Origin of the sequence: Microbacterium sp. LTA6 (assembly GCF_045690355.1) — a bacterium.
In the GTDB taxonomy this organism is placed as follows: Bacteria; Actinomycetota; Actinomycetes; order Actinomycetales; family Microbacteriaceae; genus Microbacterium.
Genome location: NZ_CP147855.1, coordinates 2,171,574 through 2,195,592 on the forward strand (window position 1 = coordinate 2,171,574; position 24,019 = coordinate 2,195,592).

Annotated in this window: 20 protein-coding genes; 8 read left to right on the plus strand and 12 right to left on the minus strand. The window is 68.1% G+C overall.

The annotated features are described in order from the left end of the window. Window positions 1-6 precede the first annotated feature (6 nt). Window positions 7-1,290, minus strand: coding sequence for an extracellular solute-binding protein (locus LTA6_RS10105; protein WP_341978071.1), 1,284 nt, complete (start codon window positions 1,288-1,290; stop codon window positions 7-9). 145 nt (window positions 1,291-1,435) lie between these two features. Here LTA6_RS10105 and LTA6_RS10110 point away from each other — a divergent pair, with 145 nt between their 5' ends. After that, complete coding sequence (locus LTA6_RS10110; protein ID WP_341978073.1) at window positions 1,436-2,443, plus strand: LacI family DNA-binding transcriptional regulator; 1,008 nt, start codon at window positions 1,436-1,438, stop codon at window positions 2,441-2,443. Here LTA6_RS10110 and LTA6_RS10115 read toward each other — a convergent pair. The 6 genes from LTA6_RS10115 to LTA6_RS10140 form a co-directional block, all read right to left on the minus strand. Continuing rightward, window positions 2,430-3,329 carry a PaaX family transcriptional regulator C-terminal domain-containing protein gene (locus tag LTA6_RS10115; protein WP_407357755.1) on the minus strand — a complete coding sequence of 300 codons (900 nt, stop codon included), beginning with the start codon at window positions 3,327-3,329 and terminating at the stop codon, window positions 2,430-2,432. The two genes, LTA6_RS10110 and LTA6_RS10115, sit on opposite strands and share 14 nt — an antisense overlap. Further along, window positions 3,326-4,540, minus strand: a complete 1,215-nt coding sequence (locus LTA6_RS10120; RefSeq protein WP_341978077.1) for an aminotransferase class V-fold PLP-dependent enzyme — start codon at window positions 4,538-4,540, stop codon at window positions 3,326-3,328. The genes LTA6_RS10115 and LTA6_RS10120 overlap by 4 nt, the downstream gene beginning before the upstream one ends. A 1-nt stretch (window position 4,541) precedes the next feature. Beyond that, window positions 4,542-5,591 carry a hydrolase gene (locus LTA6_RS10125; protein WP_341978079.1) on the minus strand — a complete coding sequence of 350 codons (1,050 nt, stop codon included), beginning with the start codon at window positions 5,589-5,591 and terminating at the stop codon, window positions 4,542-4,544. Beyond that, complete coding sequence (locus LTA6_RS10130; RefSeq protein WP_341978081.1) at window positions 5,591-6,445, minus strand: tryptophan 2,3-dioxygenase family protein; 855 nt, start codon at window positions 6,443-6,445, stop codon at window positions 5,591-5,593. Before LTA6_RS10130 ends, LTA6_RS10125 begins: the two co-directional genes overlap by 1 nt. Before the next feature lie 211 nt (window positions 6,446-6,656). Further along, window positions 6,657-8,372 (minus strand): amidase, encoded by a 1,716-nt coding sequence (locus LTA6_RS10135; protein WP_341978083.1) that lies wholly within the window; start codon window positions 8,370-8,372, stop codon window positions 6,657-6,659. A gap of 108 nt (window positions 8,373-8,480) precedes the next feature. Then, window positions 8,481-9,503 carry an agmatine/peptidylarginine deiminase gene (locus tag LTA6_RS10140; protein ID WP_407357756.1) on the minus strand — a complete coding sequence of 341 codons (1,023 nt, stop codon included), beginning with the start codon at window positions 9,501-9,503 and terminating at the stop codon, window positions 8,481-8,483. A 63-nt stretch (window positions 9,504-9,566) separates the two neighbouring features. On the opposite strand from LTA6_RS10140, the gene LTA6_RS10145 reads away from it, so the two are divergent. Together LTA6_RS10145 and LTA6_RS10150 are read left to right on the plus strand one after the other, a co-directional pair. Next, a complete protein-coding gene (locus LTA6_RS10145; RefSeq protein ID WP_341978088.1) occupies window positions 9,567-10,205 on the plus strand; it encodes a TetR/AcrR family transcriptional regulator in 639 nt (212 codons plus the stop codon). Between the two features lie 9 nt (window positions 10,206-10,214). Further along, complete coding sequence (locus LTA6_RS10150) at window positions 10,215-11,588, plus strand: pyridoxal-dependent decarboxylase (protein WP_341978090.1); 1,374 nt, start codon at window positions 10,215-10,217, stop codon at window positions 11,586-11,588. 25 nt (window positions 11,589-11,613) lie between these two features. On the opposite strand, the gene LTA6_RS10155 is transcribed toward LTA6_RS10150, so the two are convergent. Both LTA6_RS10155 and LTA6_RS10160 read right to left on the minus strand, forming a co-directional pair. Continuing rightward, on the minus strand, window positions 11,614-12,684 hold the full coding sequence (locus LTA6_RS10155) for an alpha/beta hydrolase (RefSeq protein ID WP_341978092.1): 1,071 nt from the start codon (window positions 12,682-12,684) through the stop codon (window positions 11,614-11,616). Between the two features lie 18 nt (window positions 12,685-12,702). Next, entirely contained in the window at window positions 12,703-14,079 is a 1,377-nt protein-coding gene (locus LTA6_RS10160) for an alpha-L-fucosidase (RefSeq protein WP_407357757.1), read from the minus strand. A gap of 80 nt (window positions 14,080-14,159) precedes the next feature. Here LTA6_RS10160 and LTA6_RS10165 point away from each other — a divergent pair, with 80 nt between their 5' ends. From LTA6_RS10165 to LTA6_RS10185, 5 genes are all read left to right on the plus strand, one after another. Further along, on the plus strand, window positions 14,160-15,158 hold the full coding sequence (locus LTA6_RS10165) for a LacI family DNA-binding transcriptional regulator (RefSeq protein ID WP_341978096.1): 999 nt from the start codon (window positions 14,160-14,162) through the stop codon (window positions 15,156-15,158). An 81-nt stretch (window positions 15,159-15,239) separates the two neighbouring features. Next, complete coding sequence (locus LTA6_RS10170) at window positions 15,240-16,571, plus strand: extracellular solute-binding protein (protein WP_341978099.1); 1,332 nt, start codon at window positions 15,240-15,242, stop codon at window positions 16,569-16,571. Further along, window positions 16,568-17,515 carry a sugar ABC transporter permease gene (locus LTA6_RS10175; RefSeq protein WP_341978101.1) on the plus strand — a complete coding sequence of 316 codons (948 nt, stop codon included), beginning with the start codon at window positions 16,568-16,570 and terminating at the stop codon, window positions 17,513-17,515. Before LTA6_RS10170 ends, LTA6_RS10175 begins: the two co-directional genes overlap by 4 nt. Before the next feature lie 2 nt (window positions 17,516-17,517). Continuing rightward, on the plus strand, window positions 17,518-18,357 hold the full coding sequence (locus tag LTA6_RS10180; RefSeq protein WP_341978103.1) for a carbohydrate ABC transporter permease: 840 nt from the start codon (window positions 17,518-17,520) through the stop codon (window positions 18,355-18,357). Between the two features lie 53 nt (window positions 18,358-18,410). Then, the gene (locus LTA6_RS10185) at window positions 18,411-20,771 is read left to right on the plus strand and encodes an LPXTG cell wall anchor domain-containing protein (protein ID WP_341978105.1); all 2,361 of its coding nucleotides are present in this window, start codon (window positions 18,411-18,413) and stop codon (window positions 20,769-20,771) included. 111 nt (window positions 20,772-20,882) lie between these two features. On the opposite strand, the gene LTA6_RS10190 is transcribed toward LTA6_RS10185, so the two are convergent. The 3 genes from LTA6_RS10190 to LTA6_RS10200 are packed head-to-tail and all read right to left on the minus strand — an operon-like array spanning window position 20,883 to window position 23,904. Then, complete coding sequence (locus tag LTA6_RS10190) at window positions 20,883-21,875, minus strand: LacI family DNA-binding transcriptional regulator (RefSeq protein ID WP_341978107.1); 993 nt, start codon at window positions 21,873-21,875, stop codon at window positions 20,883-20,885. Further along, complete coding sequence (locus LTA6_RS10195) at window positions 21,872-22,447, minus strand: isochorismatase family protein (RefSeq protein ID WP_341978109.1); 576 nt, start codon at window positions 22,445-22,447, stop codon at window positions 21,872-21,874. The genes LTA6_RS10190 and LTA6_RS10195 overlap by 4 nt, the downstream gene beginning before the upstream one ends. Continuing rightward, entirely contained in the window at window positions 22,444-23,904 is a 1,461-nt protein-coding gene (locus LTA6_RS10200; protein ID WP_341978111.1) for a cytosine permease, read from the minus strand. The genes LTA6_RS10195 and LTA6_RS10200 overlap by 4 nt, the downstream gene beginning before the upstream one ends. Window positions 23,905-24,019 lie beyond the last annotated feature (115 nt).

Sequence of the window (24,019 nt, forward strand, 5' to 3'; positions counted from 1 at the left end):
TGCCGTTCAGGACTTCGCAGCGGCGCTGTTCACCGCGTCGACGATGTCCTGCGCGGTGCCTTGGCCTGCGAACATGTTCACGACTGCGACGTTCAGCGCGTTGCCCACGCTCTGGCCGTAGAGCGTGTCCAGCCACACGACGACGTACGGTGCCGCGCTGTAGGCGTCGAGGATGTTCTTCAGCACCGGGTCGGTGACGGCGGCCTGGGCTTCGGAGGAGGCCGGCACGGTCTGGAACGCCTTCGCGTAGGCCTCCTGGTTGCCCTTCTCGGCGATGAAGTCGAGGAAGTCGACGCACTCCTTCGGAGCGTTGACCCAGCACGAGAACCCGTCGACTCCACCCATCATGGCGCCGGGTTCGCCGTCGCCGCCCTCGACCTCGGGGAACGGGAACCACGCGAGGTCGGGCAGCGACTTCTCATCCGGGGTCAGGGAGGCGATCACGCCCGGGTCCCACGCGCCCATGAGTTCCATCGACGCCTTGTGGTTGGCGAGCAGGCCTGCGGAAGATCCGGCGCCCTGCTGCGCCGTCGTCGTGAGGAAACCGTCGTTGAAGGGTTCGGCGTCGATGACCGTCTGCAGGTTCTCGCCGGCGGTCAGCCAGCACTCATCGTCGAACGTCCTGGTGGATGCGGCCTCGTCGAGCGCCTCTTTCGAGCACGCACGCAAGGCGAAGTTGTAGTACCAGTGCGCAGCGGGCCAGGCGTCTTTCGCGCCGACCGCGATGGGTGCGACGCCGGATGTGCGAAGTTCCGCCGTGACGTCGGTCAACTCGTCGATCGTGGTGGGCGTCGCCGTGACGCCGGCGGCCTCGAACAGGTCGGCCGAGTAGAAGATGCCGGAGGGCAGCACGGCCGTCGGCACCCCGTACTGCTTGCCGTCGATCTCGAACGCCGACAGCGAGCTGCTGACAGCGGACTTCGTGGCATCCGAGATCTTGTCGGTGATGTCCATCACCTGACCGGCTTCCACGACGTCGGCGAGTTTTCCTCCGCCGCGCGCCATGAAGATGTCCGGACCCTCGTTGGAGTTGAGCGAGGTCTGCAGCTTGCCGTCCATCTCCTCGTTCTGGATCGACTGCATCTTGACCGTGACGTCGGGGTACTTCGCCTCGAAAGCGGCGATCGTGTCCTTCCAGTACTGCTGGCCGTCGCCGGTCGTCGAGTTCTGCCAGAACGTGAGCGTGACCTTGCCGTCGGCGGATTCGCCGGGAGGGGCGCTGCATCCGCCGAGGGCGAGAACGCCCGCGGTCACGATGGCCGATGCCAGCAGGAGCTTGTTGGCTTTCATGTGATTCCCGTTCTCTTCGTTGAGGGCCTCGTCGTCGTCAGCGTCAGGTGAGGCGTTGGAGAGCTTCGCGGGAATCGACCGCAGCGTCAAACGTTTTCGAAAACAGTTTCCATCCGTGGATGGATCGCCGCTACGCTGTCCAGACATGAGCGGACGAACGACGATCCACGACGTCGCGAAAGCGGCGGGGGTGTCGGTCTCGACCGTCTCCAAGGCGGTCAACGGACGCTACGGAATCGCAGATGCCACGGTTCGGCGCGTTCTCGATGCGGTGCGCGAGCTGGGGTACGAGTCCAGCCTGGTCGCCAGCAGCATGCGGGCGCGACGGACCGGAGTGATCGGAGTCCTCCTGGCGGACTTCGAGCCGTTCAGCGCGGAGATCCTCAAGGGGGTCGGATCCGCGGCGCATGGCACGGCCTTCGATCTGCTCGCCTACAGCTCTCGCCAGGGTGCGGCGGAAGGATGGGAGCGCCGGTCGCTGAGCAGGCTGTCCGGCACGCTCATCGACGCGGCGATCATGGTGACGCCGACGGTCGTGAGCGCGTCGACGGAGATCCCCGTCGTGGCGGTCGATCCGCATACCGGCCGGGCCGGATTGCCGACCGTGGAGTCCGACAGTTTCGGCGGTGCCCTTGCCGCCACGCGACACCTGATCGAACTCGGACACCGACGCATCGGCTTCCTCGCAGGGCGACCGGATCTGCGTTCAGCCGGGCTCCGTGATGCCGGCTACCGCCGGGCGCTGGGAGATGCCGGCATCCTCGTCGATCCCGCGCTGATCGGTGTCGGGCGTTACGACCTGGAGACGACCCGAGAGTCGGCTCGTCTCATGCTCGCAGGCGACACCCGTCCGACCGCCGTCTTCGCCGCCAACGATCTCTCTGCGATCGCCGTCATCGATGTCGCCCAGGAGATGGGGTTGAGAGTGCCGGATGATCTGTCGGTGATCGGCTTCGACGACGTTCCCGAAGCGTCGCGGCGGGCACTGCCGCTGACCACCATTCGGCAGCCGATGCATCGCCTCGGCGTCGTCGCTGCCGAGATGGTTTTCGCCCAGCTCTCGGGAGAGCCGCTCGAGCAGCTGCACGTGATCCTGCCGACGCGACTCGTGGTCCGCGCCACCACGGCCCCGCCGCGCGTCAGTCCGCGCTGAGCGCCGCGTCGTGATCGGGCCTCGCGGACGCCCGATCGGCGATGGCCGTACGCACGAAATCCCATGCCGGCCCGGCGAGCTGCGCCGAAAGGCGGGCATGGGCGTCGAAGCTGCGGTGCCCTGGCCAATCCGCCGGAAGCAGCGCTGCGGGAAGGCCGGGATCGCGATAGGGAAGCACGCGCCACGCGTCGATGAGCCGCACGTACGCGGCGAAGGGTCCGGGGGCGGCATCCGGTAGCGGAGCGATCGACTCCTGGAAGAGCTCGTGCTCCGCGCGGAGGGCGGTGAGATCCCACCAACCCGACACCGCATCGGCGAGGGGGCCGGCGACCTCCGGAGTCTGGGTGCGGAAGAGGGTCGCCCACTCGCGTGCGTGCAGCTCTGTCAGGATCTCCTCGACCTCGTCCTGCAGATAGCCGGGGCAGATCCACAGCGCGGGCGAGACCATGCCGCAGCCGATCCATTGCAGCCGTCGACGCAGCTGATGGCGCAGGTCGCGGCGGGTCTCCGGAATCGAGAACGAGAGCAGGCACCATGGGTCGCCGAGCGCCATCTGCCGGACTTCGAAGATGCGCCGGTCGCCGCGCTCGAGCATCGGGATCGCCGCGGGATTGAGGCGGTAGCCGATGCCGCCCTCCCGCTCGGCGAGCAGGAGGCCCTTCTGTTTGAGTCGGGTGACGCCGGTGCGTGCGGTCGCGGCAGGGATGCCGAGGAAGCCGGCGATGCGCACCAGATCGGCCGCGGAGATCCAGTCGTCGAGACGACGCAGGTAGAGTCCGATGAACGTGCGCAGCAGCGAGGCGGTGCTCCCGGGGCGCGCGTCGATGTCGTCGAGGATCACGCCCTCGACGGGCGGGGGGACCACGGCATCCGGCATTCGGTTCATCCGCGCAGGGCGTCCCGGATCGCGAGCACACCGGTCACGGTCTCGACGTGCGAGGTGCTCAGCGGTGACAGGCCGAGGCGGATGCCGTCGGGGAAGCGGAAGTCCGGGATGATGCCGTCCGCCCATAGGCGCTGGGTGACGGCGCGGAAGTCGGGGTGGCCGATGGTGACATGACCGCCGCGCAGGTCCGCGTCGCGCGGGCTCAGCAAGCGGACGCCCGACGGGGCGAGCACCTCGTCGTATGCGCGCACGGCGAGGTCGGTCAGCGATTTCGATTTCGTGCGGACCTGCTCGATCGTGGACTCCTCGATGAGGTCGAGCATCCCCTGCATCGCGAGCATCGAGGTGACCGGCGGGGTGCCGCTGAGCAGTTGGCGGATGTCGCCGGCCGGCACGTACGCAGGCCCCATCGCGAAGATGTCGGCGGCACTCCACCATCCCTGGATCGGCTGCCGAAGGACGCCCTGCAGCGAACGGCGCAGGTAGGCGAAGGCCGGAGAGCCGGGCCCGCCGTTCAGGTACTTGTAAGTGCAGCCGACCGCCATGTCGACGCCCCAGGCGTCGAGCTGCATCGGGATGACGCCGACCGAGTGACAGAGGTCCCACATCATCAGCGCGCCGGCGTCGTGCGCGACGGTCGTGATCGCCGGCATGTCGGCGAGGGCGCCGGAGCGGTAGTCGACGTGGCTGAGCGAGACGAGCGCGGTGCGGTCGGAGACGACAGCCGCGACATCCGCCGGCCGTACTCCGTGCACCGGGTCGGGTTCCAGCCACCGCAGGGTCATCCCGGTCTCGCCGGCGACGCCCTCGGCGAGGAACCGGTCGGTGGGGAAGTTGCCGGCCTCGATCACGAGCTCGGTGCGGCTCGGGTCGGCGGCCGCCGCGGCGCGCATCAGCTTGTAGATCAGCACGCTGGTGGAGTCGGCGACGACGGTCTGGCCGGGCGCAGCGCCGAGGGCGACACGGCCGATCCGATCGCCGAGCTCGAGGGGGAGCGCCATCCACTGTTCGTCCCAGGAGCGGATGAGACGTGTGCCCCAGTCCTCGCGCACGAATGCGGCGAGCTTCTCGGGGATGTCCTTGAGCGGTCGTCCGAGAGAATTGCCGTCGAGGTAGGCGCCGACGCCCGGCGCTTCGGCGAACGCGTCGAGGTGAGCCGCGAGCGGGTCGGCGGCGTCGAGAGCGCGGGCGGCTGTGAGGAGGTCGGTCATGTCATGCCTTCAGAGGTCTGGCGTCGAGCGGATCGAGAGTCGTCGCGGGAAGGAGGAGAAGGGCGGATGCCGGATCGAGCGGGTCGGCAGGTGCGAGTGCGCGCAGCAGATCGATGCCGTCGACCCCCGCTTCGCGCAGCGCCGCAATTTCGCCGGGATTCAGGCCGACAGGCGTCGGGCCGTTGCCCATATCGGTGCCGTAGCGCACGGTGCCGCCCGAGGCGTGGAAGCGACGCACGTTGTCGATCGCTCGGGCGCGGTCGCCAGCGTCGTGGATGGCGAGAGTGGAGATCCAGGAGACGGATGCCGCCTGCTCGACGATCTCCTCATCGGTGAGGCGTTCGGTGAACGGTGCGTGGGCGAGCGCCCTGGCGCCGAGTCGGGCCACCCGCTGCGCTTCGCCCGTTCCTTCGGCGTGCGCGATCACGGGCAGGCCGCGCTCCGCCGCGAGCTCGACGATCGTGCGCAGGATCCCGTCGCCGAACACCGGTCCGGCGGTGCGGTTGCTGGCGACCTTGATGCAGGATGCTCCGGCATCCGCCATCTCGGCGATCGTCGCCTCGGCATCCGCGACGGTACCGATCTCGCGCCATGAACCCTCCGGCGCCCAGTCGCGATCCGACGGATATCCGCCCGGCGCGGTGAGGAAGGCCCCCGCGAACTCGATGTTCACCGATCTCCGGTTGTCGAACGTCGGATCGATGCGTTTCGTCTCGCTCCGCTCGCTCAACGACCGCGGGGCAAGGTTTCGGTCGTTGAGCGAGGGAGCGCCAGCGAGTGAGACGAAACGCGCTTCTCCGGCATACGACCGGAGAATCTCGGGATTCCCGCCGAGATCCACGACCCGCCCGAGCGCGGAGTGGGCGAGGAGCGACGGGTCGACGAGCTGCAGGTGCACGTGGTGGTCGGTGAACCCACCGACCACGACGCCGTCGAGGCGGGGGAGATCGGGGGCCGAGGGCTCGTCGCGAAGCAGCATCCGGCCGCCGTCGTCGACGGACAGGATGCCGTCGCGCCATCCCCCGCCGTCGAAGAACGTGGCGGCGTGCATCAGCTGCCGATCGAGGTGCGCACGGTGTACAGCTCGGGGAAGAACGTCAGTTCGAGGGCGCGCTGCAGGAAGCCGGCCCCGCTGGAGCCGCCGGTGCCGACCTTCATGCCGATGGTCCTGGTGACGGTCTTGAGGTGGCGGAAGCGCCAGAACTGGAAGTTGTCCTCGAGATCGACGAGGTCCTCGCAGGCCTCGTACAGATCCCAGTGCTGCTGGTGGTTCTCATAGATCTCGCGGATCGCCGGGACGAGCGCGGGGGACTCGCGGTAGGGCAGGCGCACGTCGCGCTCGAGGATCTCGGTCGGGACCGGAAGCCCGCGCCGCGCGGCGAAGCGGAGGAACTCGTCGTAGAGGGTGGGCTTCTCCCACTCGGCGGTGAGCAGGGCGAGGTTCTCCGGGTGATCGGCGAAGACCTGCAGCATCCGCTCGTTCTTGTTGCCGAGCGCGAACTCCACGGCCCGGTACTGCACCGACTGGAACCCGGAGGAGTTGCCGAGCGCGCCGCGGAACTGCGCATATTCGGTGGGCGTGAGGGTGGCGAGCACGGACCACTGCTGCGTCATCACGTCCTGGATCTTCTTGACGCGCGCGACCCGCTTCAGGGCCTCGCGGAGATCGTCGCTGGCGAGCAGCTCACGCGCGGACGAGAGCTCGTGCAGCAGCTGCTTCAGCCAGAGCTCCGTGGTCTGGTGCTGGATGATGAACAGCAGCTCATCGTGGTGCTCGGGGTTCGAGACCGGATGCTGCGCGTTGAGCAACTGGTCGAGACCGAGGTAGGACCCGTACGTCATTTTGCCCGAGAGGTCGGTGACGATCCCCGTCTCGAGTTCGCGCTCGTTCTGCTCGGTGCTCATGGCCTGAATATATCACCAATGTGGCGGGCGTCACAGATCTGAAATGTTTACTTGTGGCACCGATACCCCCGGTTAGCGCCGACGCCCCCGGTTATCGCCGAGACCCCCTGGCACTGACGTGAATACCAGAGGGTCTCGGCGACAGGCGGGGGTCTCGGCGAGGGCGGGCGGTCTCCCGACAGCGACGAGCATCCGGGTGAAGCCTCAGTCGTCAGAGGCGGGGTGTGCGCGGTGGTGGTGTGCGGCGAGAGCCAGGAGCGCCGACCGCCTCGAAGCCCGCGGCGAGGCGGAGCAGTCGGGCATCGTCGTAGGCCCGGCCGGCGAACGTGAGGCCGATCGGCATGCCGATATCAGCCATCAGACCCATCGGCACCGTGACCGTCGGGATGCCGAGGTGCCGCACCGCGAGGTTGCCGTTCGCGATCCATACGCCGTTGCGCCAGCCGAGATCAGCGGATGCCGCATTCACATCCATGTTGGCCGGGCCCACGTCGGCCACCGCAGGGAACACCACGGCATCGAGGCCGAGGGCGTCCATCCACGACTCGAGGTCCACGCGGCGGGTCTCCTCGAGTCCGCGAATGCCCGACTCGAGCTCCGGTATCGCGTCGAGGCCGGCGCCCGGGTTGTCGCGCACCCATTCGGGGTACTCGGCGATGTCGTCGTCGAACCCGGTGTAGCGGTCGGGCAACGCACCTTCCGGATGAGGGAAGATCGCTGCCCCGTCGACATCGGCCAGCGTGCGCAGCTGAGGGTCGCCGTTCGCCTGCAGGAAGTCCTCCCAGCCCCACGCGCAGAGGTCGACGATCTCGCGCTTCAGGAACGCGGGCGAGACGAGACCGCGGGTCGCGATCGTCGGTGCGCCTGGTCGGTCTCCCTCGTAGTTCGACACCACCGGGAGGTCGACCTCGACGACGGTGGCGCCGGCCGCTTCGAGGTCGCGGCGCGCGGCCTCCCACCGGGCGATGACCGAAGCGCGCGTCTGGATGCGCCGGCCAGTCGGTCCGCCGATTCCGGGTTCGTCCGCCGTTCCGGCGGCGGGGTCCGCGTTGATGTACATCCGCGGAATGCCGATGCGGGCGCCGGTCAGTGCGCTCGACGCGTCGGCCGCCAGTTCCGGATATGACGTCGGGCGAAGAGTCGAAGCCTGCGGAATCGGCACCCACGGCTGCACGCGCCAGAAGTCACCGCGGGTCTCGGCGTCGTCGGCGACGATCACGTCGAGCACCTCGAGCAGATCAGCCATGCTGCGCGTGTGCGGCACCACGACGTCCATCGTCGGAACCAGCGGCCAGTTGCCCCGCACCGAGATCACGCCGCGGGAGGGCGTGTACGCGCACAGGGCGTTGTTGGTGGCGGGGCCGCGGCCGCTCGACCAGGTCTCCTCGCCGAGGCCGAAGGCGGCGAAGCTCGCGGCCGTCGCCGTGCCGGAGCCGTTCGACGACCCGGAGGCGAACGGTGCCGTCAGCCAGTCGCCGTTGTACGGGCTCTCCGCGCGGCCGTAGACGCCGCGCTGCATGCCACCGTTCGCCATCGGCGGCATGTTCGTCAGACCCAGGCAGATCGCCCCGCCTGACCGGAGCCGTTCGATCGTGAATGCATCGTGCTGGGCGATGAGGTGCTGGAAAGCGGGGCTGCCGGCGGCGGCGGTGAGCCCGCGCACGAGGTAGCTGTCCTTCGCCGTGTACGGGATGCCGTCGAGCGGGCCGCGCACCTCGCCCCGCGCGCGGCGTTCGTCGGATGCGGCGGCCTCGGCGCGGGCATCCGGGTTCGAGACGACGACCGCGTTCAGCGCCGCGTCGGTGCCGGGGGCGTCGAACGCGGCGATACGGGCGAGGAACGCGTCGACGAGTTCGACCGAGGTCGTGGCCCCCGTCTCGAGGGCGCGGCGGAGGTCGGCGATGGATGCTTCGTAGACGTCGATCATGCGGGGCTCCTTGGCGGATGGGGGCGTTTCGTCTCGGTCGCTGCCCTCCCTCGCTCAACGACCGGCACTGGTCGTTGAACGAGCGGAGCGAGACGAAGGGGGGCGAGGTCAGAGCGAGGGCTGCTGCTGGGTGATGCAGTGGATGCCCCCGCCGCGGTCGAACAGCGGCCGTGCATCGACGGTGACGACGCGGCGGCCGGGGTAGGCATCCGCGAGGATCGCGCGCGCTGCGGCATTTGCCTGCTCATCGCCGAAGCCGCACGCGACCACGCCGTCGTTCGTGACGAGGTGGTTCACGTAGCTCCAGTCGACGAAGCCTTCGCCGTCGCGCAGCGTCGAGGGGGCGGGAAGGTCGATGATCTCGAAACGGCGGCCGGCGGCATCCGTCTGCTGCTCCAGATGCGCGCGCAGTTCGCGCGTGACGACGTGGTCGGGGTGTTCGGGGTTCGGCTGGTCGTGCAGGAGGATGCGGCCGGGCGAGGTGATCGTCGCCACGATGTCGACGTGACCCTTCGTGCCGAAGTCGTCGTAGTCGCGGGTGAGGCCACGGGGGAGCCAGACGGCCGTCGTCGCGCCAATCGTGCGCAGCATCTCGGCTTCGACGCGCCGCTTGTCGGCGTAGGGGTTGCGGTTCGGGTCGAGCTGCACCGTCTCGGTGAGCAGCACCGTGCCCTCGCCGTCGACATGGATGCCGCCGCCCTCGTTGACGAGTGCAGAGCTCACGAGTTCCGCACCGACGGCCCCGGCGACGATGCGAGCGTGCTGGGCCGCCTTCTGCCACTGGGCCCAGTCCGGCGCCCCCCAGCCGTTGAACACCCAATCCACGGCGCCCAGCGTGCCGGATTCGTCGATGACGAAGGTCGGGCCGGAGTCGCGCATCCAGAATTCATCCACCGGTGCCTCGATGATGTCGATCGCTCCGCTGAGCATGCGCCGGGCGCGGGCCACCTCGCTGGGATCGACGAGCATCGTGACCGGCTCGAACTCGGCCACCGCGTGCGCGACGGCGGTCCAGGTGGCATACCCCTCCTCCCGCTCCGATGCGGTCTCGCCGAGGGTGACCCCTTCGGCGGGGAACGCCATCCAGGTGCGGTCGTGGCGTGCGGTCTCTGCGGGCATGCGCCAGTTCATCGTGATCTCCTCGCTGCAGCGCTCTATTGAACACATGATCAACAGGTGCTACGGTATCCGGTGATGAAGACCACGTCAACAGGTGCGGCGCCTCGGCGGATGTCGCCGGAGCAGCGCGATCGCGCCATCCTCGACGGCGCCATCGCCCAGGCGCGCGAAGAGGGACTCGACAGCGTCACCGTGCGCTCTGTCGCCGCCCGCGTCGGCGTGACCCCTGCTCTCGTCGCGCACTACCGGCCCGGCATGGGGGCGTTCGTCGCCGACGTCTTCGGGACGATCGTCGCCGCTGAGCGCGACGAGGTGTTCGCCGGGTTCGCATCCGGCGACGTCCAACGTGCCGATCTGCTCCGTCTGGTCGAGACGCTCCTCGACCCCGCTCGCGACGACGTCACTCTGATCTGGGTGCAGGCGTGGGCGCTGGGCACCCGCAACGACGATCTCGCGGCGCGCGTACGGCAGGAGATGGATCTCTGGCAGCGTGCCCTCGAGGGAACGCTCGCCCGCGCCGCATCCGCCGGTGGGATTCCCGCTGTTCATGCCGCTTCCGCTGCCTGGCTGCTGCTCGCGATGGTCGACGGCATGAGCGCGCATTCCCTGGTGAAGTGGGCGCCGCACGACCGGGCCGACCTCGCCCGCCGCGCTCTCTCCGCCGTCCTCGACCGCACCGATCCACCCGCACCCGTTCACTCCGACGAACCCTAAGGACCGCCCATGGATGCTGTGCGCATGCACGCCGCCTCGCCCGAATCGACAGCGATCGTCGATGCCGTGCTCGACTACTCGCGGCGCCGGATGCTCGCCTCCGACGTGCCGCTCGACAAGCCGCAGACCGAGGCAGAGCTCAACCGACTCGTCGGCCCGACGATCACCGACTCGGGTCTCGGCGCGCAGCGCGCGCTGAGCGTGTTCGAGCACATCCTCGCACCGGCCTGTCTGACGACGAGTCATCCGCTCTACCTGTCGTTCATCCCCACCGCGCCGACCATCGCGGCCATGGCGTTCGACCTCGTGGTGTCGGCGTCCGGCCTCTACGGCGGCAGCTGGCTCGAGGGTGCGGGCGCGGTGCACGCCGAGAACGAGGTGCTCTCCTGGCTCGCCGCCGAGTTCGGATTGCCGGAGACCGCGGGCGGGGTGTTCGTGCAGGGCGGCACGATCGGAAACCTCTCGGCGCTGGTCGCCGCGCGCGAGGCGGCGAAGGCGCGGCTGGCCGCGGAGGGCAAGCAGCCGCCGGCACGCTGGAAGATCATCTGCAGCGTCGAGGCGCACTCCTCGAACAAGTCAGCGGCGAAGATCATGGATGCCGATGTGCTTCTCGTTCCGGCGGGTCCGGATGGCGTGCTGCGGGCGGAGGGCGTGCGTGAGGCGCTCGCCGAACACGGTGACGAGGTGTGCGCCGTGGTCGCGACCGGCGGGTCGACGAACTTCGGGATCGTCGATGACATCGCCGGCATCGCAGCGCTCAAGGACGAGTTCGACTTCTGGTTGCACATCGACGGCGCATACGGACTCACTGCGATGCTCGCACCGGAGGCGCGGCACATCTTCGCCGGTGTCGAGCGGGCGGACTCGGTGATCGTCGATCCGCACAAGTGGCTGTTCGCACCGTTCGACTGCTGTGCGCTGATCTACCGCGATCCGGACAGCGGGCGTCGGGCCCACACCCAGCACGCCGAGTACCTGGATACGTTGACGGACGCCGAGGAGTTCAGCCCCTCGGACTACTCGATCCAGCTGACCAGACGCCCCCGCGGGTTGCCGATGTGGTTCTCGGTGGCGACCTACGGCGTCGCCGCCTACCGGGATGCAGTGAGCTCGACGCTCGCGCTGACCCAGCGGATCGCCGCCGAGATCGCGCGTCGCCCTGAGCTCACGCTGGTGCGTGACCCGCAGCTGTCGGTCGTCGTGTTCGAACGCAACGGCTGGGAGCGGTCCGACTACGACCGCTGGTCTGACGAACTGCTCGATTCGCAGCGCGCCTTCGTGGTGCCGAGCTCGCACGCGGGCCGGCCGAACACCCGGTTCGCGATCCTGAACCCGATGACGACGTTCGAAGACCTCGTCGGGATCCTCGACACGATGAAGTAGGGAACGCGGCGCGGGAGCCCCACGCTCAGCGGGTCGTGTGCGCGTCCAGGAAGTCGATCGTCTTCTGAAGCGCGGTCTGGGCGTCAGGCAGGTCCAGGTGGAACTGGTACTCGTGCGGCAGCGCCGGCTTGTGGGGCGCGGGCCAGAAGAGCGTGGTCACGTCGACACCGAGCTCGTCGAGTCGCTGCGCCATCGGGATCGACTGCAGCCAGGTGAGTCCATCGCCGTTGCCGCCCGAGATGTACGTGGTGGGGAAGTCGGCGGTGACCCAGTCCACGGTCGACATCGTCGCACCGGTGGAGTCCTCGGCCCAGGTGCGGGTGCCGGAGTACGCCCACATCGATGTCTTGAGTCCCCAGCCGATGATGCCGTCGAGCGCCGCGAGCGCTGCGAGGTCGTAGACACCGCAGTTGAGCACGGTGGCGACCACCTGGTCGGATTCGATCTTCGGGGTGATGTCGAGGATCTCGGCGTAGTCCTTGCTGGTGACGAGAGTCGCCATCTGGCTGGCCAATTGCGCTCCGGCTGAGTCGCCGGCGAGCACGATCTGCGCCGGATCGACACCGAGTTCCTCGGCGTGCTCGTCGATGTAGCCGAGCGCATCGTTGAGCTGGTGCACCGCGAGCGGGTAGACGCCCTCCGGCCCGATCGTGTAGTTCACCGCGATGGTGGTGTAGCCCTCGGCGGCGAGGATGCGCATGTAGGGGTCGACGTTCTCCTTCGACCCGGAGACCCAGGCTCCGCCGTGGATCCACACGATCGTCGGCAACGGGCCGCTGGCGGATGCCGGGCGGAAGACGTCCATCGTGGTGTCGGCGCCGCCGTCCGCGTAGGGCACGTCGAGCGTCTCGGTCAGTTCCGTGTCGGGAACGTGCTTGTCCATTTCGGCGGCGGTCTCATCGCCGCCCTTGGTGAACACCGAGCGGATCAGCATCGCGGAGGGCCACGGGGTGATGGAGCCGACGACGACGACCACGACGACCAGCGCGGCCAGCGCGCCGACGGTCACCTTGGTGCGATGCCAGGGGCGGCGTGACGCCTTGCGCTCATCGGTGTTCTGGCCGTCGGGCTCATCGGTGTGCGCGTGCGCGGTCATGGCGCCCCCCTTCTGGCATCAGTCTGGCAGGAGCGGGCCGGATTCCAGCGATTCGTGCGTCAGGGTGACGGCGATCACCGGCATCAGCGAGTCCGCCACCGTGGCGGGAATCATGATCTCCAGATCGCCGAGCGGGTCGGAGGTGCCGGAATGCACCTCCGGGAGGCTCGGGATGCTGCGGTATCCGAGATTGTCGTCGAAGCCGAGAGCCCGAACGGACGAGACGCGATTCACCGGTACGCCCGAGACGGTGAGCGTGTCCCATGGGCGCAGCGTGCAATAGAGGAAGAGGGTCTCGCCCGAGGCCGTCACTCTGTGGGCGAGCGGGACGGCTGCGCGGATTCCCGGGACGACAGGGACGACATCCGTGACAGCCTCGTCGTTGCGCCGCATCCACTCGCCGATCTCGCGCAAGCGCTGCTGTGCCTCGGGCGGGACCGTGCCGTCGCCTCGAGGGCCGACGTTGAGGAGCAGGTTGCCGCCGCCGGTGATCGTCTCCACGAGCCGGCTGAGGATCAGTGGCGTGCTCTTCCAGTGATCATCCTCAGAGGTCCATCCCCACGAGTCGTTCATCGTCATGCAGATCTCCCAGTGCGCGTCCGGGTTCTCCGCAGGGATCTGCTGCTCGGGTGTCGCGAAGTCGCCGTGACCGACGCAGCGATCGTTGACGAGGCAATCCGGCTGGAGCGTGCGCACATGCTCGCGGATGCCGGCGAAGTCCCACTCCTCGGCAGTGTGCTCGAATTCGCCGTCGAGCCACAGCACGTCGATCGCGCCGTAGCGGGTGAGGATCTCGGTGAGCTGGGAGAGGAAGAACGCCCGATAGCTCGCCCACTGCGTGGGGGACGTGCGCACGTAGCTGCCCAGCCGGTACGGCTTCGTCGTGGTGGCATCCGTCATCGGCGGATAGTCGGCGTGGTGCCAGTCGGGGAGAGAGAAGTACAGTCCGACGCGGATGCCGCGGGCGCGCAACGCAGACGTCAACTCGGCGGTGATGTCGCGACCGAAGGGTGAGGTGCGGGTGATCGAGTAGTCGCTGTGCGCGGTGTCGAACATGGCGAAGCCGTCGTGGTGCTTCGTCGTGAACACCGCGTAGCGGGCGCCGGCGTCGTGGATGTGCGCCGCCCACTCCTCGGCGTCGAACTGCTGCGGGTCGAATTCGGACGCGTTCGCGAAGTACTCCGCGCAGGCGACGGGCTCTCGGGCCGGGAACTGCCCCTCGACGCCGCCGGTCATCTGCCAGGAGAGCTCCCAGCCGCGGTGGGCCGAGTGGCCGAAGTGCAGGAAGATGCCGAACTTCGCGCTGGTGAACCAGTCGAATGCGGGTTGCGAGGTGTTGATGGGAACTCCCTTGTTCGAGGCCTCTTGCCAAAGGTCGGATGTTACGCGTATCATCCAGAGATCATGGTACGCGTAACAACGCGGGCCGATCAACACCCCGACGAAGAGCGGGCCGTCACACTCGAGGAGGAGTCATGAGCACGATTCGCGATGTCGCAGAACGAGCGGCGGTGGCTCCGATGACGGTGTCCCGAGTGCTCAACAATCCCGATTCGGTCTCGCCGGAGACGCGCGGCCGCGTCGAAGCAGCCATCACCGAGCTCCGCTACATCCCCAACCGCGTGGGCCTGGGTCTGCGCCGCAAGCGCACCAAAGCCATCGGGTTGATCGTGAGCGATATCACCAACCCGTTCACGATCCAGCAGATCACCGGTGTCGGCACCGCCGCACGCGAAAACGGGTACACCGTGATCTTCGCGCAGACCGAATCGGACCCCGCGGAGGAGTTGCGTCAGCTGCGCTCGATGATCGAGCGTCGCGTGGATGGCGTCATCCTCTCGCCCGTCTTCAACACTCCCGAGTCGGTCGACTTCGCCCAGCACGCGCGCTCCGAGATCGTGGTGCTCGGCTATCCGATGCCCGATAACGACGTCGACGTCGTGCGGTGCGACACGCGCACGGCTGCGAAGGCAGCGACCGAGCATCTGCTCGACCTCGGGCATCGGCGCATCGCGATGCTGAGCGGCGCGGAGACGATCGTGACCGCTCGCGAGCGGGCAGACGGCTATCGCGACGCCATGCGCGATGCCGGGGTTGCGCCTGTCGTGCAGTTCGGCGCCTTCACCGCAGGCAGCGGCCACGAGATGGCCTCCGTCGTCCTGCGCGCGAGCGAGCCGCCGACCGCGCTGGTCACCGCAGGAAACGTGATCGCCCTCGGTGCCGCTCAGGCGGCGCGCGCGCTCGGACTCAGCATCCCCGGCGATCTGTCGGTCACCACGTTCGACAACGCACGAACCGATGTCGTTCTCGACCCGTTCTTCAGCGGCGTCATCCAGCCGATCTCCGAGATGGCGGCATCGGCGACTGCGCTGCTGCTGCAGCGCATCGAGGGCGAGTACGACGGCCCCGGACGCGATGTGCTGTTCCCCACCACCTGGGATGTGCACAGTTCGACAGGACCACCGCCCGCGTAACAGAGCACCGATCAACACGATTGACACACCCCGGTCCGCTTCCCTGAGCGGACTGATCACGAAGAAGTGAAAGGAAACGACATGAAGAATCGCACAACGCTCACCGCCCTCACGCTCACCGCCGCGATGGGCATCGCGCTCGTCGGCTGCGGCGACAGCGGCGGCGTGGGCGGGCCAGGAGAGGTCGAGCAGAACTCCGGCGACAAGGCGACCATCACCTACTGGACCTGGTTCCCGCCGCAGGCCACTCTGGATGCCGCGATCGAGGCGTTCGAGAAGGAGAACCCGAACATCACGGTGAAGCTGCGCACCTTCGAGGCAGCCGACTACCAGAAGCAGTTGCCGCTGGCGCTCAGCGGCGGCGAGGAGATCGACGTCGTCGGCGTGCAGGTGTCGGCGATGACCGACTCCGTCAAGGACTACCTCACGCCCGTCGACGAGTGGGCAGGCGACTGGCTCGGCGGCGTCAACGAGACCATGGTCGAGCAGACCGCAGGGATGGCATCGGACGGGGAGCTGTACTCGGTGCCGATGGGCTCGATCGGCAGCCCATTGATGTACTACAACGCCGAGATCCTCGATTCGCTCGGTCTCGACGTGCCCACGACCGGCGCGGAATGGAAGGCGGCCGTCGACGCGATCGCCGCGGCCGACCCCGGCGTCACTCCCGTGGTGTTCAGCGGTGAGCCGTACTGGCAGGAGGAGATGCTGTTCGGCATCGCCGAGCAGAAGTCGCCCGGCCTCTCCGACGACATCATCGGCGGCGAAGGGGCGTGGGACCAGCAGGGCGTCATCGACGGCCTGAACGCGTACAAGTCGCTGTTCGATCAGGGCATCGTCGGCGCCGATGTGCTCAGCCTCCTCGGCTCCCGTCCGAGCGAGCTGTTCGCCGCCGGTGACGCCGCGTTCTACATCGACGGCTCCTGGCAGAACTCGCTGCTGTCGGAGACCTTCCGCGCCGACAACGGCATCGACCTCGCCGACGTCGGCGTGGCGCCCCTCCCGGTGCTCGACGGCGGCAAGCCGGCTGTGCGCGCGCTCGCCGAGGGCGGCCTCGGCATCCCCTCGTCGTCGAAGAACGTCGAGGCGGCGGCGAAGTTCGTCGAGTTCATGCTCGGCGCCGGAGGCGCGGACGTCTGGGCGAAGGACCTCGTGCTCGTGCCCAGCCTCACCGGCTACGAGCTGCCCGACACCGTGCTCACCAGCGACGCCGCCCGCGACGGCTTCGCCGCGGCCACCGAGGTCATCTCCGCGCCGACGTCGCAGCGCGACAGCCAGCAGGACTTCCTGAACCAGGTCGAGGGCAACGCGATCCTCGACGTGCTGCGCGGCACCGCGACCGCGGAGGACGCCGCCGCCCGGATGCAGTCCGAGTGGGAGTCGGGCCGCTACCCGCACGGAACCGACAAGTGACATCCGACGAGACCCGCACCATGGTCACTCGCGACGGGGGTCGGCGTTCGCGCCGGCGCCCGTCGCGGGCGGGTCGTTCGCCGATGCGCGGGTGGGGATACGCGGTCGGCTTCCTCGCGCCGCTCGTGGTGTTCTATGCGGTGTACTTCCTGTACAGCTTCGGCATCCTCGGCGTCGTCAGCACCCAGCAGGTCGGGCTCACCTTCCGCAACGCGGTGGATGTCGGCTTGCAGAACTTCGTACTCGTCATCCAGGACCCGTCGTTTCATCGGTCGCTGCTGAACACCGTCCTGTTCGGTGTGATCAGCGTGCTGGTCTCGTTGACCCTCGGCTTCACCCTGGCGATGATGCTGGCCTCCGGCATCCGCGTCCGACGGCTCTTCTACACCGTCTTCCTGCTGCCGTCACTGATCCCGATGTCGCTGTTCGCGACGGTCTTCGGCCGGATGCTGGAGACGAAGGACGGTGCGTTCAACCAGTTCCTGCGACAGTTCGGGCTCGACGCGATCGCACCCGACTGGCTGGGCGATCCCACCGCGGCGTACGTGGCCGTCGGCATCCTGCTCACCTACACGATCGGCTTGCCGATCATGTACTACACGACCGATGTCGCTCAGGTGAATGCCTCGATCGTCGAGTCCGCAACCCTCGACGGTGCCTCGGTCTGGCAGATCTACCGGATCATGCTGTTCCCGCTGCTGCGCTCGACGCACATCACCGTCATCCTCTCGGTGATCCTCGGCAGCTTCCGGGCCTTCGACATCATCTACTTCTCGACGGGCGGACAGCCGGGAGGGCGTACCGACATCGTCGGCACCTACATCTATAAGGCGACCCTCGGCCTCGACCGGGTCGGGTACGCCGCAGCCGCTTCGATCCTCGTCCTCGTCATCGCCCTCGCGATCTCAGTGATCCAGATCGTCGTCAAGCGAAAGGAGCTGTGACCATGGCGCGAACCGAAGACGTCGAGGCGCTGCCGCTGCGCGCACGCCCGGTCGACCGCATCCTCATCTACGGGTTCCTGATCGTGTTCGCCGTGGCGTTCGCGGCGCCCCTCGTGAACGCCGTGCAGATGTCGCTCGCGGTGGGCGGCATCGGCAACTACTGGGCGGTTCTCACCCGCGATCTCAACGGCGTCTCCATCCCGCAGAGCTTCCTGAACAGCGCGATCGTCGCCGTGATGCACGCGCTCCTCGTCTGCACGATCGGCGCGCTCGCCGCGTACGCCTTCTCGTTCATCGACTTCCGCGGCCGCGAGGCGATGTACTACGGCGTCCTGCTGTTCCTCGCCGTTCCCGCGACCGCGATCCTGGTGCCGGTCTACTTCATCAGCGGCACCCTCGGCCTGTTCAACAGCCACATCGGTGTCGCGCTGCCCGAGGCGGTGCTCACCCTGCCGTTCGCGGTGCTGCTGCTGCGCAACCGCATGGATGACATCCCCCGCCAGCTCGTCGAGGCGGCGATCATCGACCGGGCCACGCACGTCGGCATCTTCCGCCACGTCGTGCTGCCGCTGTGCCGCGGACCGCTGGCGAACCTCGCCGCGCTGAGCATCATGTGGTCCTTGCAGGACTTCATCTTCCCCTCGGTGCTGCTGCGCTCGTCTGAGCTGACCACCGCGGCGCAGGCCGTGCAGTCGATCAAGAGCGCCTTCGCGCCGACGCCGCTCGAGTCGTCGCAGTACTTCGCGGCCCTCGTGCTCCTCGGCGTTCCGGCGCTGCTGATCATCGTCTTCGCCTTCCGATTCGTGACGAGGGGACTCGCCGCCGGCGGATTGAAGGAGTGATTCGGGCGGGCGGAACAACCTCGGGGGACTACCAAATGATGCAAAGGAGCATGATGAATACAACGACACGCGTCGGCAGAGGCCGACGTCTGACAGCCCTGGCCGCGGCCACGGCGGTCGTCGCGGCGCTGCTCGGGGCGGGGGCCACGAACGCAGCGACTGCGGCGACAGAAGCAGTCTCGCTGCCGTCGTCCGGGGCAGTGGAAGCGCCGACCGTGCTGATGGCCGCTTCCGGTGAGAAGTCGCCCGGGCTCACCGTTCGCTGGGAGACAGCTCAGCCCAAGCACTTCTGGGTCGATGGATTCACCGACAGCTCGCGCACCGTGACCTGGTCGGTCAGCACTGAGGTCGAGACATCGTTCCGCGTCGATCTGCTGGCTGCAGCGCAGTCGGGGGACGACTTCGTGATCGACGTCGCCGGCGGTGCAGGAACGCGGGTCACTGCTCCGGAGGCGGGCTGGCTGCGGTTGGATGCCGGCACCATCACGGTCCCTGCCGGTGAGAGCACGATCACGGCGTATCGCGATGGCGGATCGGGCGACGCGTCGATCAAGTCGATCGAGCTGGTCTCCGCCGATGCCTGGGCGGGATTCCAGGAGCGGGTCGCCGACTTCAAGGCAGCGGCGATCCCGACGAGAACCGAGTTCTCGAAGTCCGGCCTCGGGCTGATGTTCCAGTACGGCCCGTGGTCCTACCCGACCACCGGAGAGAACCCCGATATCGAGGCGCACACCGACGCCTTCGATGTCGAAGCCTTCGCCGACCTGGTGGAGAGCGTCGGCGCAGGCCATGTCATCTGGTCGGTGTCGTGGTGGACATATCAGCTGCAGGCGCCGATCTCGTCGGTGGACGGCGTCGTCGGAAACGGCGACCGCACGGCATCCCGCGATCTGATCGGGGAACTGGCGACCGAACTGCAGTCGCGGGGCATCATGTTCATGCTCTACTACCACGTCGGGCAGGACGAGCACCTCGGCTACAACTCGACGGACTTCTGGCAGGCCCAGCAGTTCCCGAATTCGTTCACCCCGACCGGCGCCGGTGACCGTTCGACGATGATCCAGAACTGGAAGACGATCGTCGGCGAGATCGGCGAACGTTATGGCGACAAGCTCGACGGTTGGTTCTTCGACGACGGCCTCATCTACTACCCGGCCGATTTCGAAGAGCTGGGCAACGCTGCTCGCACCGGAAACCCGGAGCGACTCGTGTCATGGAACTCGTGGATCGCTCCGAGCTACACCCCCTTCCAAGACGTCGTGTTCGGGGAGGAGGGCTGCGTGCAGGCCACTCCGACCGGTGCAGCCGCGCCCGGCGGAGACGGTGTCATGACCTCGGGCAAGCATGCCGGCTCCCTGGAGCACTGCATGGAGCGCATGGAGCAGGACTGGGGCGTGCACAGCGCCGATACCACGATCACACCCCAGCACAGCGTCGCATCCCTGGAGTGCGCGGTCGCCGCACGCGTCGACCGCAACGCGCCGGTGAGCCTGAACCTGATGATGCACTTCCCCGGCACGCCGGCGGACTCATCGATGCAGGTGCTCGAGGACCTCGCCGCCTCGCTCGGCGAGCCCGGTTCGAAGATCAACAACGACGACCCCGGGATCGTTTACAGCGAAGGACAATGGGGGTACTCGGGCAACCGCAATGCCGATGACCACTGCCGTGATGTGAGCTACACCCAGACCGATGGCGCGTTCTTCGATTACGCCTTCGACGGCACCGGCATCGACGTCTTCGGCCCGACCGGGGAGACCATCAAGGCGGACGTGTACATCGACGGCGAACTGGTTGATTCCATCGACCGGACGGACGGCGGATACACCTCTCAGGTGCTGCTCTCGTCGGTCACCGGGCTCCTGGCAGGCGAACATACACTCCGAGTCGTGCGGACCGGCGGGTCCTACCTGCAGATCGATGCGCTCAGCATCCGGAACGAGCCGCTTCCGGCGGAGGCGACGATCGCCGTCTCGAAGCCGTCGGTGCAGGCCGGCGCCGAGGTCGTCGTCACCGGCACGGGGTTCACCCCGGGTGAGACCGTCGCACTCGAGCTCCGGTCGACCCCGATTTCGCTCGGGAGTGCGGTGGCGGATGCAGACGGGAAGATCAACGTCGCTGTTCGCGTCCCCGCGACGGCGCCCGTCGGAGCCCACATGCTGTACGCGCTCCGCACGCAGCCCGCAGGTGAGGTGGGGGTCGCACTCGAGGTGACGGCCGCCGCGGATGGCGGGGGGAACGGCGGAACCGACCCCGGTGGTGCCGACCCCGGAACCCCGGCCACACCCGGTAGCGGCCTCGCCGCCACCGGGGCCGATGCGCCGATCATCGCGGTGCTCGCCGCGCTGGTGCTCGCCGCGGCCGGGGGAGTACTGCTCGTCCGCCGTCGCGTGACAGGTCGCTCCCCGCGCTGAGCGCCCAGGATCGGCGGTTGTGTGCGCTGCCCCGAAGGCACCGTTTCGCAGCCGCCGATCCGTCGTCTCGTTTCGCCGTTCCGACTGCTCCCGAGGGCCGGAATCGGACCATCAAGCCGGAGCGGTGGACGCCCGCTGCTCGAAAGCCATGGGCAGCAGGATCTCTCGGCCGGGGGCTTGCCCGTCGCCGTTGATGCGCTCGAGAAGGAGGCCCGTGGCGATCGACGCCATCTTCTTCACGGGCTGCACCACCCCGGTGAAGAAAGGATCGAGCACGAAGTCCTCTCCGGGGTCGTCGAACGTGACGATCGACAGGTCCTCCGGGATCCGCAGCCCTTCGCGGATCGCTGCGCGCGCCGCTCCGAGCGCGATGAAATTGTTCGCCGTGACGAAGGCCGTCGGCTGTCGGTCCGTGCGCAGGACAGTCTCGGCCATCACTCCGCCGCTCTCGGCGGAGTACTCCCCGAACAGCACCTGTTCGCCCAGCCCCGCAGCGGCCATCGCCGATGCGTAGCCGGCGGCGCGCTCCCGGGCAGTGACGATCTTCGCGGAACCCGACAGCATCGCGATGCGTTCGTGTCCCAGCGAGATGAGGTGCTCGGTGAGCCCGTGCGCGGCAATGACGCTGTCGCAGCGGACCGTGTCGACGTCGACCTCCGGCATCGGATAGTCGAGCACGACCACGGGTATCCGTTGCTCGAGGAGGAACTGCACGGCATCGGGCGTGTTGAGTACGGGGGAGAGGATGACGCCGTCGACCCTGCGCTCGACAAGGCTGCGCAGCTGAGCCATCTCCTCGTCCGGGGAGGCATCGGTGTGCACGAAGATCACCGTGTAGTCGTGCTGGCGGGCCGCGGTGCTCACGCCCAGAATCTGTTTGATCGCGAACGGGTTGCGGATATCGCTGACGACGAGGGCGAGCACACGGGTGTGTCGGCTGCGCAGGCCGATACCGAGGCGATTCGGGATGTAGTGGAGCTCGTCGATCGCTTGCTGCACCCGCGCCCTGGTATCCGGGGCCACGGATTCCGGATCGTTGAGAACTCGCGACACGGTCATCGCCGCGACAGAGGCGTGCCTGGCGACATCACGGATCGTCGTCATCGGCCAGTGCCGGCCAGGATCGTCGCCGTGTCGCTGACGGTGATCTGGGGCGGATACAGCCCCATCACCTGGATCGCGGCGGCGTGATTCTCGGCTGTCGAGCCGGCGCAGGCGTCGGCGGCGATACTGATGTGCGCCCCGGCATCCGCGGCCGCCAGCGCGGTCGAGACCACGCAGCAATCGGTGGAGACGCCGGCGAGCACCACGTGGGCCCCGCGCCCGACGATCGCCTCGAGTTCGGAGCCCCACTTGCCGAAGGTCGGCAGGTCGAGGGTCGGCCGGATGCTGAGATCCCGCGCCTCGGCGACGAGTTCGTACAGCGGATCGCTCGGTGGCTGATCGGCGAACGGCCAGGCCGCGAAGTACGCGCCCCACGAGGTGGAGCGGTCGGCGGTCGGCATCCACCGCGTGACGATGACGCGGTCGCCGAAGGCGGCCGCCAGGGCGCGGATACGCGGCATCGCGTCGGCGAAGAAAGGCGAGCCCCACGCCGAATCCGCCGAGGCGAAGATCACCTGCGGGTCGATGACGACCAGCCAGGGGCCCGTCGGCGCGCCCGCGGCATCCGTCACGCCTGCTCCTGGCGTCGGATCTTCCCCGCCCTCGCGAACCAGGTCACCAGGAAGGACAGCACCAGGGCGATGAAGACGCCGAGGTTCGCGTAGGCCCACTCGCCCTCCCTGCCGCCGACGAGGCCCAGCAGGTAACCCTGCCAGTTGTTCCACGGCGCAGCATCCGCGAAGAGATTCACCACGAGCCCCCAGCCGATGACGGAGGCGACGATCATCGTGACGATCGAGACGGCGTCCCAGGCGCCATAGCGGCCGTTCGCGTCGAACAGCGCGTCGTCGTCGTAGTCCTTCTTGCGCCGCAGGATGTCGGCGATGAGGATGCCGGCCCACGATGCCAGCGGAACTCCGAGCGTGATCAGGAAGCTCTGGAACGGGCCGAGGAAGTCGGTCGCGAAGAACACCACGTAGATGGTGCCGATCGTGAGGATCACGCCGTCGATCGCCGCGGCCGAGGGGCGCGGGATGCGGATGCCGAGGCTCAGCAGGGTGAGACCGGAGGAGTAGATGCCGAGCACCGCACCGGAGACGAGGGCGAGGACGGCGGTGAGCAGGAACGGCACCAGCACCCAGATCGGGAGGATGCTCGCCAGGGCGCCGATCGGATCGCCGGCGATCGCGGCGCTCAGGTCGTCATCGGAGCCGGCCAGCAGCAGGCCGAAGACGACCAGGATCACCGGGGCGATGGATCCGCCGATCGTGTTCCAGGCGACGATCGCGCCGTCTGATGCCGTGCGCTTCTGATAGCGGGACCAGTCTGCGGCGATGTTGATCCAGCCGAGGCCGAATCCGGTCATCACCATGACGAGCGCGCCGATGACCTGGCCGATACCGCCGTCGGGCTTGGCGAGGACGACGGCAAGGTCGATGGCGGGGATCGCGAGGATGACGTAGAGGATCGTCACGACGCCGGTGACCCAGGTGAGCACCGACTGCAGCTTCATGATCGTGTGATAGCCGAGCACGGATGCCGTGACGATGAGCGCCGCGACGATCACCGTGGCGGTGATCTTCAGCGCGATGCTGTCTCCATCGCCGCCGAGCTGCGTGATCACGGTCGCCGTGGCGAGCACCGCCATGATCGCCAGGAACGTCTCCCAGCCGATCGATGTCAGCCAGGACACGATGCCAGGCACCTTCTGGCCGTGCACGCCGAAGGCAGCACGGGAGAGCACCATCGTCGGTGCGGAGCCGCGCTTGCCGGCGATCGCGATGAGCCCGCAGAGCAGGAAAGACACCACGATGCCGATCACGGAGACCAGGGTCGCCTGCCAGAAGGAGATGCCGAACCCGAGCACGAACGATCCGTACGACATGCCGAACACCGAGACGTTCGCCGCGAACCACGGCCAGAACAGGTCTCGCGGCTTCGCAGTCCGTTCGGATTCGGGGATGATCTCGATCCCGGCGCGCTCGATCAGCTCGGGGCGTGTGACGGGAGAGGCGCTGTTCTCGCTCATGCCCTCATCCTGGCACCGCGGCGGGTGTTCCGGGGGAAAGGTGCGTTTCGTCTCGCTTCGCTCGCTCAACAGAACGAGGTGGTTGTTGAGCGAGGGAGCGCCAGCGACCGAGACG